10 protein-coding genes are annotated in these 19,046 nt (G+C 75.9%); 2 read left to right on the forward strand and 8 right to left on the reverse strand.

Features of this window, described 5'->3' with window-relative positions; genetic code table 11:
- Window positions 1-144 precede the first annotated feature (144 nt).
- Entirely contained in the window at window positions 145-1,032 is an 888-nt protein-coding gene (locus ACWCYO_RS36430) for a LysR family transcriptional regulator (RefSeq protein WP_449786619.1), read from the reverse strand.
- Between the two features lie 128 nt (window positions 1,033-1,160).
- Between ACWCYO_RS36430 and ACWCYO_RS36435 the strand changes: the two genes are divergently transcribed.
- Both ACWCYO_RS36435 and ACWCYO_RS36440 read left to right on the forward strand, forming a co-directional pair.
- Complete coding sequence (locus tag ACWCYO_RS36435) at window positions 1,161-2,207, forward strand: YncE family protein (protein WP_449786620.1); 1,047 nt, start codon at window positions 1,161-1,163, stop codon at window positions 2,205-2,207.
- A gap of 129 nt (window positions 2,208-2,336) precedes the next feature.
- Complete coding sequence (locus ACWCYO_RS36440; RefSeq protein WP_449786621.1) at window positions 2,337-2,945, forward strand: hypothetical protein; 609 nt, start codon at window positions 2,337-2,339, stop codon at window positions 2,943-2,945.
- Window positions 2,946-3,012: 67 nt separating this feature from the next.
- Here ACWCYO_RS36440 and ACWCYO_RS36445 read toward each other — a convergent pair whose 3' ends face one another.
- From ACWCYO_RS36445 to ACWCYO_RS36475, 7 genes are all read right to left on the reverse strand, one after another.
- On the reverse strand, window positions 3,013-4,122 hold the full coding sequence (locus ACWCYO_RS36445; RefSeq protein WP_270148568.1) for an NAD(P)-dependent alcohol dehydrogenase: 1,110 nt from the start codon (window positions 4,120-4,122) through the stop codon (window positions 3,013-3,015).
- Between the two features lie 88 nt (window positions 4,123-4,210).
- Window positions 4,211-5,032: an SDR family NAD(P)-dependent oxidoreductase gene (locus ACWCYO_RS36450; protein ID WP_270148567.1), complete on the reverse strand. Its 822-nt coding sequence runs from the start codon at window positions 5,030-5,032 to the stop codon at window positions 4,211-4,213.
- A gap of 9 nt (window positions 5,033-5,041) precedes the next feature.
- Window positions 5,042-5,443: an allene oxide cyclase barrel-like domain-containing protein gene (locus tag ACWCYO_RS36455; RefSeq protein ID WP_270148565.1), complete on the reverse strand. Its 402-nt coding sequence runs from the start codon at window positions 5,441-5,443 to the stop codon at window positions 5,042-5,044.
- 79 nt (window positions 5,444-5,522) lie between these two features.
- Entirely contained in the window at window positions 5,523-5,909 is a 387-nt protein-coding gene (locus tag ACWCYO_RS36460) for a nuclear transport factor 2 family protein (RefSeq protein ID WP_270148563.1), read from the reverse strand.
- Between the two features lie 56 nt (window positions 5,910-5,965).
- On the reverse strand, window positions 5,966-7,210 hold the full coding sequence (locus ACWCYO_RS36465) for a cytochrome P450 family protein (RefSeq protein ID WP_449786622.1): 1,245 nt from the start codon (window positions 7,208-7,210) through the stop codon (window positions 5,966-5,968).
- A complete protein-coding gene (locus ACWCYO_RS36470; protein ID WP_449786623.1) occupies window positions 7,207-15,966 on the reverse strand; it encodes a type I polyketide synthase in 8,760 nt (2,919 codons plus the stop codon). The genes ACWCYO_RS36465 and ACWCYO_RS36470 overlap by 4 nt, the downstream gene beginning before the upstream one ends.
- A 53-nt stretch (window positions 15,967-16,019) precedes the next feature.
- The coding region (locus ACWCYO_RS36475; protein ID WP_449786624.1) for a type I polyketide synthase at window positions 16,020-19,046 on the reverse strand (3,027 nt) is incomplete at its 5' end.

Here is a 19,046-nt window from a genome sequence, read left to right on the forward strand (position 1 = left end):
TCGGCACACCAGGCTCAACGACCAGCACCCCACCGGGGTACCGGTCGCATCACCAGTTCATCCGAACTCGTCATGTGCGAAGGACCGGCCTAGCCCAACTCCCCTTCGGGGCCGCACCTTTGCGAAGGTGCGGCCCCGGGGCCGCTACGCCCGTCGCACGGCGGCCGCCAGGTGCGCACGGAACCAGCGCTGCGCCGGATCGACCGAGTTGCGCGGATGCCAGGCCATCCCCAGCTCCAGCGGCGGGAGTTCGAGCGGGATCGGGAAGGTGCGCAGCCCCAGGGCCTCGAAGGTCTCCGGCAGCCAGTCCGCCGGACCGAGCGTCACCAGGTCGCTGTCCCGGGCCAGCAGCATCGCGCCGGTGTGGCTGGGCACCACGACCGCGACCCGGCGGCGCAGCCCGCGCTCGGCCAGCGCGGCATCGATCGGCCCGAGCCGCCGGCCCCGCCGGGAGACGCCGATGTGGTCGGCGGCGGCGAAGCGCCGGGCGGTGATCCGCCCCTCGAACAGCGGGTGGCCGCTGCGCGCCACGCCCACCACCGGCGCGGTGATCAGCGGCCGGGTGCGGATCTCCGGGTCCAGCCGCCCGAGCACGCCCACCTCGACGTCCACCAGCCCCTGGCGCAGGGCCGGTCCGTCCTCCAGGGCCTCCGGCAGGAACACCACGTCCACTCCGGGCGCCTCGGCGCGGATCTGTTCGGTCAGCGGCCCGGCGACCCGGACCAGGACCGCGTCGCTGGTCTGCACGGTGAAGGTCCGCTCCAGGTGCGCCGGGTCGAAGCCCGCCCCGGGGCGCAGCACGTTCTCACAGCTCCGCAGCAACTCCGCCACCTCCTCCCGCAGTTCGAGCGCTCGCGGGGTCGGCACCAGGCCCTGCCCGGCCCGGACCAGCAGCGGGTCGCCGACCGCCCGGCGCAGCCGGGCCAGCATCCGGCTCACCGCCGCCGGTGAGGTCCCGAGCCGCTCGGCGGCCCGGGTCACGCTGTTCTCCTGGAGCAGGGCGTCCAGGGCCGGTAGCAGATTGAGATCCATTCTGGACTCCTGAGCTGTGGTTTTGCGGTGTGGGCAATGATCCCGTGCCGATCCTTGCATGGTTCGGCCGGAGCCGGGCGCGGACAGTGGAACCGTCCACGCGACCAGTCCTCGTACCAGGAGTCCACGTGCCGAACGACCCGCGTTCCCACCTCGCCGGCGACGTCCTCGCCGTCGTCAGCCAGAGCGGCCCGACCGTCTCGTTCTTCGACGTCGCCACCGACGCCCTGCTCGACACCGTCGAAGTCGCCGCCCAACCCCACGAGTTGTGCTTCGACCCGACCCGGCGGCTGCTCTGGTGCAGCACCGCGTACCGCTCCGGCTACTACAACGCCCACGACGGTCACTGCACCGAGCTGACCGTGATCGACGCCGACTCCCGCCGGATCGTCGAGGTGATCGACCTCGCCCCCGAGCACGGCCCGCACGGCCTGGCCCTGGACCTCGCCCGCGACCGGCTCTACGTCAGTGTCGAGGCCTCCGCCGACCGTCCCGGCGGGGTGGTGGTCATCGACACCGCGACCCGCCGCCCGCTCGGCCGGATCGACACCGACGCCCCGGGCCCGCACTGGTTCGCCATCTCCCCGGACGGGCGCACCGGTTACGCCACCAACAAGGAGGCGCCGTTCGTCTCCGTCGTGGACCTCGACCGCGGCGTGCTGACCGCCAAGGTGGCGGTGCCCGGCAGCGAGGGCCTCGCCGTCTCCCCGGACGGCGAGCGGGTGTACGTGGCGGGGCCCTACCTCGGCTTCGCCGCCGAGCCCGGCGCCGAGCCGGGCATCCGCGTCCTCGACACCCGTACGGCCACCGTGGTGGACGTCCTCCCCACCGAATCCGCCGTCCTCCCGGTCCACCTGACCGCCACCGGCCGGCTGCTCGCCGGCGAGGTCCGCGCCACCCCCAGTGCCGGTTCCCCCCTCGGCCGCCAGGCCCCCGGCCGCCTCACCGTGTTCTCCGCCGCCACCCACCGGCCCCTCGGCTCGGTCGAGGTGGGCCGGTTCCCGCTGACCATCACCTCCTCCCCCGACGGCCGCCTCGGCTACGTCTCAGCCGTCCTCTCCTCGACCGTCGACGTCATCGACCTCGACACCCTGACACCCGTCACCCGCTTGACCGTCCCCAAGCTCGCCGAACCCGGCGCCCACGGCCTGGCCTACCTCCCCCGCCCCGCCTGACGGCGCGCGGCACCCGGCTCCGGTCGGCGGCAGGACGCCGCGCCCGGAGTCTTGCCGTCGCCCGGAGTCTTGCCGCCGCCCGGGGCCGGGAGCATCCTGGGGCTCACCCGTCGGTCCGGGGGAGGCAGGATGAGACGCGGCTTCGGGGTGCTCTGTTCGACGGTGGCGCTGGCGGCGGCACTGGCGGCGGCCACCGCGTGCGAGCCGGTCCTCGACACCGGCGCGTTCCACCACCCGGTCAGCCTCCCCGAACCCGCCCCACCGTCCGCCCAGTGGATCGTGGACCTCGTCGCCGAGCTCAACACCCCACCCCAGTGCCCGAAACCGACCCTGCCGACCATGGCGGTCCTCGACACCGACGGCCAGGACCGGGCGATCGCGTTCTGGCTGGTGGACAGCTTCGACGTCTGCTACGCCGTCATCAACCACCGCGGCGAGACACCCACGACCATCTGGTTCAGCCCCATCAAGGACCTCATCCCGCGCACCCCCATGCCGGCCGACACCACGGCGGGTGTGGACTCCTACGCCTTCACGGCCTACCGCGGCCGGGTGGACGACATCGAGGTCTCCGGCGACCCCGACCACCTCGTAAGCCCCGTCCGGCTCCGCACCGTCGACCTCGGCGCCGGCGACCTCGTCACCTTCGCCGCCTACCACTACCGGATCCCCGCCACCGGCAAGCCGCTATCCCTCTCCCTCTGCACCCCCGCCGGCGCCTGCCGCGACGCCCACTGACCGCCGCCTACGGGACCGGGCCGACTGGCCGTTGGCCGGGATCTCCCCCGGCCAACGGTCCTCCCGGTCAGCCTTCCGCATGGTGCAGCAGGAGCGGTTTGACGGTGGTTCCGCCGGTCGCGTCGGCGACCGCCTGGTTGATGTCGGCGAGGGGGTACGGGCGGATCAGCTTGTCCAGCGGGAACCGGCCCGCCATGAAGAAGTCCAGCAACCGGGGGATGAGCAGGGCGGGAACGCTGTCTCCCTGCAGGATGCCCTTCACCGTGCGGCCCAGCATCTGGACCAGCCCGACGGACAGGTCCTGGCCGGTGCCGGCCGAGCCGACGATGCCGGCCGTGCCGCCGGTCGTGAGGGACTCGACGGCCGCCCGGGCGGTCCGCGGGAGGCCGACGGCGTCGAGGGCGAAGTCGACGCCGCCGCCGCTGAGTTCGACCACCGCGGCGGCCACCGCGTCCTGGCCGCCGTCGAGGACGTCGGTGGCGCCGAGTTCGAGTGCCAGGTCGAGTCGGCCGCGGTGCAGGTCGACCGCGATGATCCGGGTGCAGCCGGCGATCCGGGCGGCCATCACGGCGGCCAGTCCGACCGGCCCGGCGCCGAACACCACGAGGCTGCTGCCGGGCGGTGCGGCGAACACCCCGAGCACGGCGCCCGCGCCCGTCTGCAGGCCGCACCCCAGCGGGCCGAGCAGCTCGAGCGGGGCGTCGGCGCGCACCTTCACCACGCTGCGCTGGTGGGCGACGACGTGGTCGGCGAAGGAGGACTGGCCGAAGAAGTGCCCGCTGATCCCGGCGCCCGCCGCGTCCCGGTAGGCGGTCGAACCGTCCGCCCGCCGGCCGCGCAGGTTGAGCGGCAGGAAGGAGACGCAGTGCATGGGGTGGCCGGTGAGGCAGGGGCGGCACGAGCCGCAGCTCATCGGGGCCAGCACCACCGGGTCGCCCGGGGCGAGCGTGGTCACCGCCTCACCCACGGCCTGGACCACGCCGCTGCCCTCGTGGCCGAGCACGGCGGGCAGCCCCGGCGGGAGGATCTGGTCCCGGGCCAGCAGGTCGGTGTGGCACAGGCCGGTGGCGACCAGCCGGACCAGTACCTCGTCCGCTCTGGGCTGCCCCAGCAGCACGTCCTCGACGGAGAACGGGCCGCCCTTGCTGCGGGCGACGGCGGCCTTGACGGAGAGCATGCGGTACTCCTCGGAGGTCGGACGGGACGGTGACAGGGGCCCGCGTCACCGGTCCTGTTTCCGGTGACGCGGGCGCGGGCGGGTCCGGTCAGTCGTCGTCGGGGACGCTGCTGACCCTCCCGCCGGCGAAGCGCAACCGGTGCTCGCCGGCCACGACCAGGTCGGCGAACGCGAACGGGGTGACGCCGGTGTCGGGACCGACCACCCAGGCCTGGCCGGTCCGCCCGTCCCGGACGACCTCCTCCATCGCGTCGACCACCTGGTCCGGGGTGGCCACCGCGACGCCGGCGGCCCGCCAGGCGGCGAGGCGTTCGGCGACCAGCGGGGTGTCGACCGCGCCCGGGCACAGGACGTTGACGGTGATCCCGTCCCCGGCCAGTACGGGCCCCAGCGAACGGACCAGGCCGACCACCGCGTGTTTGGAGGCCGAGTAGAACACTTCGGGCGACGGGCGGAGCCCGGTGGTGCTGGCGGTGACCACGATCGAGCCGCCGCCGCGCTCGCGCAGCGCCGGCAGAGCCGCCTGCACCCCGTACACCACCGAGTCGACGTTGCTCGCGAGCAGCCGCCGGTAGGCGTCGCGGTCGAACCCATCGCCGATCGAACTACCGGCCAGCACACCGGCGTTGAGCCAGACCACGTCCAGGCCGCCGAACCGCTCGACGGCGGCGCGCACCAGCTTCTCGTTGTCGGCCAGCTCGGACGCGTCCGTCGGCACGAACAGCGCACCGGTCTCCCGGGCGACGGCGTCGCCGCGGGCCCGGTCGATGTCGGCCAGTACGACCCGGGCGCCCCGGGCGGTGAACCGCCGGGCGGCGGCGGAACCGATTCCGCCGCCCCCGCCGGTGATCAGCACGACCCGGCCCGCGAACCGCGCGGCGCCGGTCGTCTCCGGAAGGATCCCGCTCATGGGCCCGGGTCAGGAGAGCTGGGTGGTGAAGAAGACCAGCTTGGCCTCGGCGGTCTTGCCCAGCTCCACCGGGCGCCACTGCCGGAACCCGGTGCGGCCGGCGTAGCGTCCGCTCACCCCGACGGCCGGGCAGTAGAGCCACTCCCCCGAGATCAGGTTCTCGAAGCGCGCCCAGGCTTCGACGTGCACGACGCCGTCGGTGAGCACGATCTTCTCGTTGATGCAGGCGAGCAGGACGCCGTCGCTCTCCCGCCGGGTGACGATCCGGTAGGAGCCCTCGACGGTGCCGATCGCGGCGCCGGACGGGTCGCGCAGCTCCGACTGGTAGGTGCCGCTCTGGCCGGGCTTCGGCTCCTCGAAGTCGATGTCGTTGGCGAAGGTGGTCAGGTGCTCACTGAGGTTCTCGAACACGGACGAACTCCTTGTCTGTACGCGGATGTCGGGGGCGCGGATGTCGGGGGCGCGGGTCTCGGGGCCGCGGGTGTCGGGGTCAGGCCTTGCGGAAGACGTCCTTGACGAGGATCAGGCCGTCCTTCAGCGTGAAGAGGTCCACGCCACGGTCGATCACCTCGCCGGCGCCGTTGCGCAGCGTGAACTCGATGATCTGGCGGTCGCCGACCACCACGGCGGGCTCGAAGACCAGGCCGATCCCCTGGTCGGCGAGTTCCTCGCGCTTCTTGACCAGGTCGACCAGGAAGTCCCGGATCCGGTCCCGCCGGTAGGTGGTGCCGGGCTCGGGCCCCTCGGCCATGATCCAGACGCCGTCCTCGGCGAAGCAGGCGACCGCCTCGTCGAAGGCGTCCCGGGCGCAGGCGTCGAAGAAGGCCGCGACCACGCCCTCGCCCACCGCTGCGGCGGTTCCCGTGCTGTCGGTCATGAGTGATTCATCTCCCTTGGGATCGTACGGAGTTGCCACATCGGGGCCGATGTGGTTCAGGACATCCGGACCGGCAGGCTCGCCAGTCCGCGGAACTGGAGGCTGTGCCGCCACACCAGGTGCTCGGCCGGGACGGCCAGCTCCCAGTGCCGGAAGCGGCCGAGCAGCCGGCCGAACAGGACCTCCCCTTCGAGGCGGGCCAGCGGCGCCCCGATGCAGTGGTGGATGCCGTGACCGAAGGAGAGGTGCTGGTTCTTCTTCCGGCCGACGTCCAGCGCGTGCGGCCGGTCGAAGACGGCCGGGTCCCGGTTGGCGGCGCAGAGCGAGACGAAGACGATCTCGTCCGCCGGGATGACCACCTCGCCGACCTGGACCGGCCGGGTGGTGTACCGGATGGTGGCGAGGTTCAACGGGCTCTCGTAGCGCAGGAGTTCCTCGACCGCGCCGGAGAGCAGGGCCGGGTCCTCGCGCAGTCGGCGCTGCTGGTCGGGGTGCTGGATCAGGGCGAGCACCCCGCTGCCGATCAGGTTGGCGGTCGTCTCGTAGCCGGCGTTCATCAGCAGGAAGAGGCTGGAGATCAGTTCGCCGCCGTCCAGCCGGTCACCGTCCTCCTCGGCCTCGATGAGCGCGCTCACCAGGTCGTCGGCGGGGGCGCGGCGCTTGGCGGCCACCACCGACTCCAGGTGGGCGTAGGACAGCCCGATCGCCTCCCGCTTCTCGGCGGCGCCGGCCTCGACGCTGGTGAGCACGCCGTTCCAGCGCCGCAGGTCCGCGAAGTCGGCCGCCGGGACGCCGAGCAGGGCGCCGATCACGTAGATCGGGAACGCCAGCGCGATCTGCTCCATCAGGTCGAACTCGGCGCCGGGCACGATCTCGTCGACCAGGTCGTCGGCGAGCTGTTCGATCCACGGCCGCATCCGCTCGACGCGGCGCATGGTGAACGCCTTGGAGACGATGCGGCGCAGCCGGGTGTGGTCGGGCGGGTCGCTGAACAGCATGCTGCGCGGGTTGCTGCCGGCCGAGCCGTCGGGGTGCAGGGCGTGGCGCTCGATGATCCGCGGCAGGCCGAGCGCGTCCTTGGAGAGCGACGGGTCGGCCAGCAGCGCCCGGACGTCCTCGTGCCGGGTCACCACCCAGGCGTTGACCTCGGAGGCGAGCGTCTTCACCACGTGGCGGCCGACCGGCGCCTCGGTGCGCAGGACGTCGTAGGCGGGATAGGGGTTCTGCAGGAAGGTCGGCCCGAAGACCGTCTCCGGCGCGGTGGCGGCCGGTGAGTCGGCAGGGGTGGGTCCGCTGGTCATCGTGTCGCTCGCTCCCGTTCCGCTCCGGACAGCCAGGTCTCGACGGCACGGCCGGTCGAGGCTGCGGAGTCGCCGATGATGGTCAGGTGGTCGCCCGGCACGTCGACGGTTCGGTGCCGGTGGGGCCAGGACGCCAGGGGGGCCGGTCGGTCCTCCGGGGTTCCGGCGAGGGGGCTGGTCGCCCGGACCAGCAGGGTCGGGCTCGCCACCGGGGCCGGCCGCCAGTCGCGGAACAGCTCGAAGTGGCGGCCCATGGCGCTCAGCCCGGTGTCGGTGGTCAGCTCGACCACGTCGGCGCGGTCGGCCAGGGCGCCGAAGATCGCCGACTCCAGGGCGGTGAGCCCCGCGCTGCCGGGCAGGTGGGTGTCGAGCAGGACGACGGCGGACGGCGCGCCGCCGTCCTCGGCGAGCGCCTCGGCCACGGCCTGCGCCAGCCAGCCCCCCGAGGAGTAGCCGAGCAGCGCGACCGGCCGGTCGCCGTGTTCGGCGCGTACGGCCGCCACCTGCTGCCCGACGAGCTCCGCGAGCGTGTCGGGCAGGGTCTCGCCGGGGGCGTAGCCGGACGGTGAGAGCACGGTCAGCTCGCGCAGGCCCCGGAAGGGGGCGGCGAACCGGGCGTACTGGTAGGCGTGCGCGGGTGCGACCAGCGAGGGGAAGCAGACCAGCGGCGGGTCGGCGGGGCCGGTGGCGAAGCGGTCGCGGCGCGGGGCGGCGGGCGGCCCGTCCGGCTGGTCCCGCAGGCGGGCGGCGGCGGCGAGCAGCCGCAGCCCCTCACCGGCCCGGCCGGCCAGGCTCGCCTGCCGGAAGAGCGTGACCAGCGGGGAGCCGGCGGGGCCGGCCGCGGGTGGGGCGGTCTCCCGCCGGTCGGCCGGCGGGACCTGTGCGACGGGCAGTTCGTCGACGGGCAGCGACTCGACGATGCGGGCGGCGAGGTAGCCGGCCAGCGCGACGGGGGTCGGGTGGTCGACGATCGCGGACGGGGCGAGCCGGACCCCGGTCGTCTCGTGCAGCCGGTTGCGCAGCTCGGCCATGCCGAGGGAGGTGAGTCCGCGTTCACTGAAGGCTTCGCCGGATCGGGCCATCTCCTCCACCTCTCCCAGCACAGCGGCGAGTTGGCCGGTGACCAGGTCGGCCAGCAGATCGGTCCGGGCGGCCACCGGAGTCTCGCGCAGCCGTCGGCGCAGCGCTTCGGCCCCGGTCTCGGCCTCGTCCGGCTTCTCCTCGACCAGCGGGTCCGCCGTCGGCGCGGCGCCGGCCGTGGCGGGCGCCGCCGGGGAGCGGGTCAGCGAGCGGGTCGCGGTCAGCCGGTGGACCCGGCCCTGGAACGGGTAGACGGGCAGGTCGACCCGGCGGCCGCCCTCGCACAGGCCGTCCAGTTCCACCGGCAGCCCGTGCACGTACAGCTGGGCGAGCGCGGCGGTCAGCGCGGCGCGGTCCGGACGGTCGGCGCGCAGCAGCGGGACGGTCCGCGCCGCGCCGGGGTCGACGAGGCAGTCCCGGGCCAGCGCGCTCAGCACGCCGTCCGGGCCGAGCTCGACGAAGGTGCGCGCGCCCTGCCGTTCCAGGCTGCGGACGCCGTCGGCGAAGCGGACCGCGTGGCGGACGTGCCGCACCCAGTAGTCGGCGGTGGCCAGTTCGGCCGGGTCGGCCAGGTCGCCGGTCAGGTTGGAGACGAGGGGGAGGTCGGGCGCACGGTAGGAGATCCGCTCGGCCTCGGCCCGGAACGCCGCCAGCATGTCGTCCATGCGCGGGGAGTGGAACGCGTGGCTGACCCGCAGCCGCTTGGTGCGCCGGCCCCGTCCCGCCAGCCGGGCGGCGAGTTCCAGGACGGCGTCCTCGTCGCCCGAGAGCACGGTGGCGGTGGGTCCGTTGACCGCGGCGACGGACACCTGCCCGGCGCGGTCCGCGACCAGCTCCGCGATCTCCTGCTCGCCCGCCTCGACGGCCACCATCGCGCCGCCGGGCGGCAGTTGCTGCATCAGCCGGGCGCGGGCGGCGACCAGCGCGGCGGCGTCGTCCAGGTCGAAGACGCCCGCGGCGTGCGCGGCCGCCAGTTCGCCGACCGAGTGGCCGGCCACCAGGTCCGGCCGCAGGCCCAGGGCGCCGACCAGCCGGTGGAGGGAGACCTCCAGCGCGAACAGCGCCGCCTGGGCGTAGCCGGTCCGGTCGAGCGGGCCGGCCTCGGCGGAGCCGGCCGGGGCGAGGACCACCTCCCGCAGCGGGTGGCCGAGCCGTGCTTCGAGTGCCGCGCAGGTCTCGTCGAAGGACGCCCGGAAGACCTCGAACGACTCGTACAACTCCCTTCCCATGCCGGGGCGTTGGCTGCCCTGGCCGGTGAAGAGGAAGGCCACCGGAGCGGTCGGGGCCACCCGGCCGTCCAGCAGGCCGGCGGCCGGTCGGCCGACTTCGAGGGCGGCGAGGCCGGTGGCCAGGCCCGCCCGGTCCTCCGCGAGCAGCACCGCCCGGTGGGTGAGCGCGGCACGGCCGGTGGCCAGCGAGTGGCCGAGGTCGGCGAGGCTCTGCCCGGGGTGGGCGTCGAGGTGGCCGCGCAGCAGCCGGGCCTGGGCGCGCAGCGCCGCCGTGCTCCGGGCGGAGAGCGGGATCGGCACCGGCGACGACGGGTGCGACGGCGACGGTCGGGCCGGGGCCTCGGCGGGCGCCGGCTCGGGCGCGTGTTCGAGGATGACGTGGGCGTTGGTGCCGCTGATCCCGAACGCGGAGACCGCCGCCCGGCGCGGCCGTCCGGTCTCCGGCCAGGCGACCGGCTCGGTCAGCAGGGACACCGCGCCGGTGGACCAGTCCACGTGCGGGGAGGGCGCGTCCACGTGCAGAGTCCTCGGCAGCAGGCCGTGGCGCAGCGCCAGCACCATCTTGATCAGCCCGGCGAGTCCGGCGGCGGCCTGGGTGTGGCCGATGTTCGACTTCACCGAGCCGAGGTGGAGCGGGCGGTCGGCGGGACGGCCCTGCCCGTAGGTGGCGAGCAGCGCCTGGGCCTCGATCGGGTCGCCGAGCGTGGTGCCGGTGCCGTGCGCCTCGACCGCGTCGACCTCGTCGGGCGCCAGGCCCGCCGCCGCCAGCGCCGCTCCGATCACCCGCTGCTGGGCCGGCCCGTTGGGCGCGGTCAGGCCGTTCGAGGCGCCGTCCTGGTTGACCGCGGTGCCGCGCAGCACGGCGAGCACCGGGTGGCCGTTGCGGCGGGCGTCGGAGAGCCGTTCGAGCAGCAGCACGCCGGCCCCCTCGCCCCATCCGGTGCCGTCCGCGGCGGCCGCGAACGCCTTGCAGCGACCGTCCTCGGCGAGGCCGCGCTGGCGACTGAAGTCCACGAAGACGCCCGGGCTGGACATCACCGTCGCCGCGCCGACCAGGGCCAGCGAACACTCGCCCGTGCGCAGCGAGTTGGCGGCGAGGTGCAGGGCCACCAGCCCGGAGGAGCAGGCGGTGTCCACGCTGAGCGCCGGGCCGTGCAGGCCGAGGGTGTAGGCGATCCGGCCGGAGAGCACGCTGGCCGCGTTGCCGGTGCCGAGGTAGCCGGCCAGCCCGTCCGGGATCCCGTCGAGGAAGGACAGGTAGTCCTGCCCGTTGGTGCCGATGAAGACCCCGGTGCGGCTCTCCCGCAGCGAGAGCGGGTCCAGGCCCGCGCGTTCCACGGCCCGCCAGGAGATCTCCAGCAGCAGCCGCTGCTGCGGGTCCATGGCCGCCGCCTCGCGCGCGCCGATGCCGAAGAAGGCGGCGTCGAAGCGGTCGGGGGCGTCGAGGAAGGCGCCGTGGCGGGTGTAGCTGGTGCCGGGGTGGTCCGGGTCGGGGTGGTAGAGGGCGGCCAGGTCCCAGCCGCGGTCGGTGGGGAACCCGGTGACGGTGTCGCGCCCGGCCGCCAGCAGCTCCCAGAACTCGTCCGGGCCGGTGACACCACCGGGGAAGCGGCAGTCCATCGAGACGATGGCGATCGGGTCCTCGGCGGTCGGACGCGCACCGGCCGGGAGGTCACGGTCGGCTGCGGGTGCCGGGGCCGGCCGCAGCAGGGTGCGCAGGTGCGCGGCGAGGGCCTGCGGGGTGGGGTGGTCGAAGGCGAGGGTGGGCGGCAGGGCCACCCCGAGGGCGCCGGCCAGCGCGTTGCGCAGTTCGACGGCGGTCAGCGAGTCGAGCCCGAGTTCGCGGAACGACCTGTCGGCCGCGAGCGCCGAGCTGTCCTGGTGGCCCAGCGCCTGCGCCGCCTTCTCCGCCACCAACTCGCGCAGTGCGCGGTCGAGTCGGGCGGGCGGCAGATCGGCGAGCCGGGTCCGCGCGGGGGCCGGGGCGCCGGGGGCCGGTCGGGCCTCCGGCAGCTCGGCGAGCAGCGGCGGCGGGGTGCCTCCGGCGACCAGCCGCGCCCACCGGACGTCGGCGACGGCGACGGTGGCCGCGCCACTGCCCACGGCCGTCCGCAGCGCGGCGAGGGCGGGCCGGGCCGCCATCGGCTCGACCGCGAACCGGGCCAGCTTCTCCCGGACCCCCTCCCCCGCCGCCATCCCGGCCCCGGCCCAGGGACCCCAGGCGATCGAGGTGGCGGGCAGGCCGTCCCGCACCCGGCGCTCGGCCAGCGCGTCGAGGAAGGCGTTGGCCGCCGCGTAGTTGCCCTGCCCCGCGCTGCCCAGCGTGCCGGCGACGGAGGAGAACAGCACGAAGGCCGACAGCTCGGCACCGAGGGTGAGCCGGTGCAGGTTGAGCGCGGCGACGGCCTTGGCCCTGGCCACCTCGGCGAGCCGGGCGGGGGTGAGCGCGGCGAGCACCCCGTCGTCCAGGACGCCGGCGGCGTGCACGACGGCGGTGAGCGGGGCGGGCAGGGTGTCCAGCAGCGCGGCGAGCGCCTCGCCGTCCGCCGCGTCGCAGGCCGCGACGGTCACCTCGGCGCCCAGCGCGGTCAGTTCGGCGGCGAGGTCCGCGGCCCCCGGCGCGTCCGGTCCCCGGCGGCTGGTGAGCACCAGGTGCCCGGCGCCCTCCCGGGCGAGCCAGCGGGCGACCTCGGCGCCGAGCGCGCCCGTACCGCCGGTCACCAGGACGGTGCCGGACGGGCGCCATGGCGACGACGGGGCGGCGGGCCGGTGGCGGACCAGCCGGCGGACGTGGACGGCCGCGCGGCGGATCGCCGCCTGGTCCTCGCCGCCCGGCCGGGCCGTACCGGAGAGCACGGCGGCCAGCAGGGCACCGGTGGTCCCGTCCGGCTCGGCCGGCAGGTCCACCAGCCCGCCCCAGCACTGCGGTTGCTCCAGCCGGGCCACCTGGCCCAGGCCCCACACCGGGGCCTGGGCGAAGCCGGCCAGGCCGTCCTGCGGGGTCGCCGCCACCGCCTCCCTGGTCGCCGGCCACACCGGGAGGCCGAGGCCCGGTGCGGACTGGAGGACGGCGAGGGTGTCGGCGAGACCGCGGGTGACCTCCGGGTGGCCCGGTTCCGGCCGCTCGTCGACACCCGCCAGGCAGAGCAGTCCGGCCGGTCGCGGCCCTTCGGCGAGGACGGCGCGCAGCCGGTCGGCCAGCGTCGCCCGCTCGCCCAGCGGGACCACGACCGGCTCGACGTGCCCGCGCAGCGCCTCGACCACCGCCGTCGACCAGGCCCGCTCCCCGGGGGCGTCCGGGACGACGACCAGCCAGCGCCCGGGGACGACGGCCGGGGCGGCGGGCAGGCGCTGCCAGCGCGCGCGGTAGAGCCACTGCGCCGCCTGCTCGTCCGCGCGGCGGGAGCGGTGCCAGGTGGAGAGCGCCGGCAGCGCGCGGCTCAGCGGAACGTCCCCGGTCACCTGCAGGGCGTCGGTGAGTCCGTCGAGGTCCCCCTGCTCGACCAGGCGCCAGAACTCGGTGTCGGCCGGACCGGCACCGCCCGTCCCGACGGCTCCCTCGGCCTCCTCGGTCTCCGCGGTCTCCGCGGGGAGCCAGTACCGGTCGGTGCGGAAGGTGTAGGTCGGCAGCTCGACCGGCCCGGGCCGGTCGTCGGATCCGGCCCGGAGGAGCCCGGCCCAGTCGACCGGCGCCCCGGCGGCGAACAGTGCGGCGGCCGCGGCCAGCGCGGCGGCGCGCTCCGGGCGGCCGCGGCGCAGCAGCGGGACGGCCAGCGGGGCACGCGGGCGCCAGGCGTCCGCGGAGCCGTCCGGGGAGCCGTCGGCAGCCTCCTGGGAGTCGGTGCGCTGCGCGGCCCCGAGGTGCTCCGCGGTCTCGGTGACCAGCGCCGAGAGCACACCGTCGGGACCGGCCTCCAGGCAGGTGTCGAAGCCGTCGGCGAGCAGGGTGGCGGCCACGTCCGCGAACCGCACCGGCGCGCAGACCTGTTCGGCCCAGTAGGCGGGGGAGCCCCACGAGTCGCCGTCGCTCCACTGCCCGGTCACCGCGGCGACCCCGGGCAGCACCGGCGGCCGGGTCGCGACGGTGGCCAGCACCTCGGCGAAGGCGTCGAGCATCGGCCGCATCAGCGGTGAGTGGAAGGCGTGGCTGACGGTGAGCGCCTTGGTCCGGCAGCCGGCCTCGCGCGCCGCCCGGCCGACCGCCTCGACCGCCCGCGCCCGACCCGAAACCACCACGGAGGACGGGCCGTTGACGGCGGCGATCGCCAACTCGCCGTCGACGCCGGGCGCCTGCTCGGCCACCCAGGCCGCCACTCGCTCCCGGTCCGCCTGCACGGCGAGCATCGCGCCGCCGGACGGCAGCGCCTGCATCAGCCGGCCGCGGGCGGCCACCACGGCGCAGGCGTCCGGCAGCGACCACACGCCCGCGACGTACGCGGCCGTCAGCTCGCCGATCGAGTGACCGGCCACGGCCGCCGGCCGGATGCCCCAGGACTCCGCCAGCCTGACCAGCGCGACCTGGACGGCGAACAGCGCCGGCTGGGTCAGGTCGGTCCGGTCCAGCGAGCGGCCGTCGGCGGCGGTCCCGGTGGTGATCGCCTCGCGCAGCGAAACCCCGAGCAGCGGGTCGAGTTCGGCGCAGACCTCGTCGAGCGCGGCCGCGAAGACCGGGTACGCCTCGGCCAACCCGGCTCCCATGCCCGCCCGTTGCGAACCCTGCCCGGTGAACAGGAAGGCCACCCCGCGCCCGGCCCCGGCCGGACCGGCGGCGCGGACCACCGCCGGGTGCTCGGCGCCCGCCGCGACCGCCCGCAGCCCGGCCAGCAACTGCTCCGGGTCGCCGCCCAGCACCACGGCGCGGTCCTCCAGCGCCGCGCGGGTGGTCGCCAGCGACCACGCGACGTCGACCGGGTCGGGCCCGGGCCCGGCGGCGAGGAACTCGGCCAGCCGACCGGCCTGGGTGCGCAGCGCCTCCGCGCCCCGGGCGGAGACCACCCACGGCACCACGCCGCCGGCGGTCGCGCCGCGGGCCCGCCCGGACGGCTCCGGGGCCGCCTCGACGGGCGCCTGCTCCAGCACCACGTGGGCGTTGGTGCCGCTGATCCCGAACGCGGAGACCGCCGCCCGGCGCGGCCGTCCGGTCTCCGGCCAGGCCATCGGCTCGGTCAGCAGCTCGACCCCGCCGGAGTCCCAGTCCACGTCCGGGGAGGGCGCGTCCACGTGCAGCGTCTTCGGCAGCAGGCCGTGCCGCAGCGCCAGCACCATCTTGATCACACCGGCGACGCCGGCGGCGGCCTGGGTGTGCCCGAGGTTGGACTTCACCGAGCCGAGGCGCAGCGGCCGGTCGGCCGGGCGGTCCCGGCCGTAGGTGGCGAGCAGGGCCTCGGCCTCGATCGGGTCGCCGAGCCTGGTGCCGGTGCCGTGCGCCTCCACCGCGTCCACGTCCAGCGGGGTCAGCCGCGCGTTGGCCAGCGCGCGGCGGATCACCCGGCGCTGGGACGGCCCGTTGGGGGCGGTCAGGCCGTTCGACGCGCCGTCCTGGTTGACCGCGCTGCCGCGCACCACCGCCAGCACCCGGTGACCGTTGCGCTGCGCGTCGGAGAGCCGTTCCAGCAGCACCAGGCCGACCCCCTCGGACCAGCCGGTGCCGTCCGCGGCGGCCGCGAAGGACTTGCACCGCCCGTCCGCGGACAGCCCCCGCTGCCGGGAGAACTCCAGGAACAGGGTCGGTGTGGACATCACGGTGACCCCGCCGGCCATCGCGAGCGAGCACTCGCCGTTGCGCAGCGCCTGGGCGGCCAGGTGCAGGGCCACCAGCGAGGAGGAGCAGGCGGTGTCCACCGTGACGGCGGGGCCGACCAGGCCGAGCGCGTAGGAGACCCGGCCGGAGACCACGCTGTCCGCGCTGCCGCTGATCAGGTAGCCCTCCACCTCCTCGGGCACCTCGCCCTTGCGCAGCGCGTAGTTCTGGTACATCGCGCCGACGAAGACGCCGGTGTCGCTACCGGACAGCGCGAGCGGGTCGATGCCCGCGCTCTCCGCGACCGTCCACGCCGTCTCCAGGAGCTGGCGCTGCTGCGGGTCCATGGCCAGCGCCTCGCGCGGCGAGATCCCGAAGAAGCCCGCGTCGAACTCCCCGGCCCGGTGGAGGAACCCGCCGGCCCGCGCGTAGGTGGTGCCGGGGTGGTCCGGGTCCGGGTGGTGGAGGTCGGCCGGCCAGCCGCGGTCCGTCGGGAACTCCGACATCGCGTCGCCGCCCTCGGCGACCAGCCGCCAGAGGTCCTCCGGCGACCGGACCCCGCCCGGGTAGCGGCAGGCCATGCCGATGATCGCGATCGGCTCGTGCTCCCGGTCCTCCAGTTCGCGCACCCGCTGCCGGGACCTCTTGAGGTCCGCGGTGACCCGCCGCAGGTACTCGACGACCTTGTCCTGCTCCGGCTCTGACACCTGTCGTTCCTTCCTGTGCTGCGTCGTGCGCTTCCGTGCCGTGCCCGGGTCGGTCACGGGGTGTCGAGCTCGGCGTCGATGATGTCGAACAGCTCGTCGACCGAGACGCTGGCGATCCGTTCCCGTTCCCCCGCCCGCTCGGGGCCCGCCGCGGCCTCCCGCCACCGGGCGAGCAGTGCCTCCAGCCGGGCCTCGACCAGTCGGCCGTCCACCTCGGCCTCCGGTGCGGCGGCCAACGCCGCCTCCAGCCGGTCCAGTTCCGCCGCCACGCTGCCGACCGGCTGCCGCTCCGCGTCGGGCAGCACCAGGCGCTCGGCGAGGTGGGTGGCGATCGCCGCGGCGGTCGGGTGGTCGAAGACCAGGCCCGGGGAGAGCCGGACGCCGCTCAACAGCGCCAGCCGGTTGCGCAGTTCGACCGCGGCCAGCGAGTCGAAGCCGAGGTCCGACAGCGCCCGGTCGGGCTGGATCCGCTGGATGCCGTCGTGTCCCAGTACGGCGGCGATCGTCTCCCGGACGGCGTCCAGCAGGAGCCGTTCACGCTCGTCCCCGCCGACCCGGGCGAGCCGCTCCGGCAGCGAGTCGGCCCGCGACCCCGCGGCCGCCCGGCGACCGACCGGCACTCGGACCAGACCGCGCAGCACCGACGGCAGCGCGGCACCCTGGGAGCGCAGCGCGCCCAGGTCCCAGCGGACCGCCGCGAGCAGCGGCTCGTCCACGGCGAGGGCCCGGTCGAACAGCTCCATGCCGTCCTGGGCGGTCAGCGGCACCAAGCCGCCGCGCGCCAGCCGGCGCAGGTCCGACTCGGACAGGTGGCCCGTCATCGAGCTGGCGTCCGCCCACAGGCCCCACGCCAGGGAGGTCGCGGGCAGGCCCTCGGCGGCCCGCCGGGCGGCGAGCGCGTCGAGGAAGGCGTTGGCGGCCGCGTAGTTGGCCTGGCCGACACCGCCGAGCACACCGCTGGCCGAGGAGTAGAGCACGAAGGCGGACAGCCCCAGGTCGCGGGTCAGCTCGTGCAGGTGCCAGGCCGCGTCGACCTTGGGCCGCAGCACCCCGGCCAGCTGCCCGGCGCTCATCGAGGTGATCAGGCTGTCGTCCAGCACACCCGCCGTGTGGACGACCGCGGTGAGCGGGTGCTCGGCCGGGACCGCGGCCAGCAGGGCCGCCAGCGCGGACCGGTCGGCCGCGTCACAGGCCGCGACGGTCACCTCGGCGCCCAGCCCGGTCAGCTCGGCGCGCAGCTCCTCGGCGCCCGCTGCCCTCGGGCCGCTGCGGCTGACCAGCAGCAGGTGCCGGACGCCGTGGACCCGCACCAGGTGCCGGGCCAGCAGGCTGCCCAGCACACCGGTGGCGCCGGTGACCAGGACGGTGCCGTCGGGGTCGAACGGACCGGGGGCTGCCTCGGCGGCGGCCGCGCGGACCAGCCGGGGCACCAGCACCGCGCCGTCGCGGACCACCGCCTCGCTCTCCTCGCCGAACGGGACGGCGGTCAGCAGCGCGGCGTCCTCACCCCGCTCCAGGTCCACCAGGGCGAACCGGCCCGGGTGCTCCGACCGCGCCGAACGGACCAGGCCCCACGCGGCGGCGGCCACCGGATCCCCGCCGTCCACGGCTCCCGCGCAGACCAGGACCAGCCGGGAGTCGGCGAACCGCTCGTCCGCCAGCCACCGCTGGACCAGGTCCAGGGTGTCCCGCGCGAGGGCGTGCGCGGAGTCCACCGGGTCCCCGGCCGGCGGCACCACGCGGGCCAGGACCACCGACGGCACGGCGGCACCCCCGTCGACGGCACTGCTCAGCGCGCCGAGGTCGGTGAAGACGCGGGCGGGCGAAGGCTGTCGTCGCCAGGGCAGCGCCTCGCCGAGAACGGCCCAGTCGACGGGGTCCGCCGGGGCGGCCGGGACGGCGACGGGCTGCCAGTCGAGCCGGAAGAGGCTGTCCGGTCCGCGACGCCCGGCCCGCGACGGCGCCGACGACGGCGCGAGCCGGACCGCGTCGGCCGTGGCGACCACCGCGCCGTCCGGGTCGGTGAGGACCACCGAGACGGTGTCCGCCGCCTCCGCGCGGTCGATCACGGCACGGACGGCGGTGGCGGCCCCGGCGTACACCTGCACACCCGACCAGGCCACCGGAACCAGCGGCTCGGCCGCGCCCTGAGCAACCGCCCAGGACCGCAGCGCCGCGTCCAACAGGGCGGGGTGCAGGACGAATCCGCCCGCCTCGGCCACCTCGGCCTCGGCCCGGACCCGGTCCTCCTCCCGCCACACCCGTCGCGGCCCGGGGAAGGCCGGACCGTACTCGACGCCCTGCTCGGCGATCCGCTCCGCCACCGTCTCCTCGGCCAGCTCCGCGCCGGGGCTCCCGGGCGCCGGCTCGGCGGTCCGCTGCTCGGCGCTCTGCTGCTCCGCGCCGACGGTAGCCGTCAGGTGCGTCGTCCATTCCTCGGCCTCGGCGTCGGTCTCGCCCTGGTCGGGGCGCGAACGGACGGTGACCGGCCGTCGGCCGTCGTCGGCCGCCGCACCCATGGCCACCTGCACCCGGAGCGCGCCGTGTTCGGGCACGACGAGCGGCACCGCCTCGACGGCCGCCTCCACCCGGGCCACCCCTGCCTGGTCGCCGGCGGCGATCACCAGGTCGAGCAGGACCGCCCCGGGCAGGACGACCGTCCCGGCGATGGTGTGGTCGGTGAGCCAGGGGTGGCTGGACAGGGAGATCCGCCCGGTCAACACCAGCCCGCCGTCCGGCAGTTCGACAGCGGCGGCGAGGAGGGGATGGCCGGCCTCGGACAGGCCCGCCGAGGAGACGTCACCGGCGGAAACCGGCTCCAGCCAGTAGCGCTCGCGCTGGAAGGGGTAGGTGGGAAGGGCGACGCGCTGGGGGTCGTGAGGGGCGAACAGGGCCGGCCAGTCGACGTCCGCGCCGTGGACGAAGGCGTGCGCCAGCGCGGTCACGGCCTGCCGGTACTCGCTACGATCCTTGCGCAGCACCGGAACGGCGTTGTCCGCGAGGGCGGACAGCACACCGTCCGGGCCCAGCTCCACCCAGGCGCCGGTGTTGGCGACTTCGAGGGCGTCGGCGAAACGGAC

The sequence above is a fragment of the Kitasatospora sp. NPDC001683 genome, assembly GCF_053596495.1.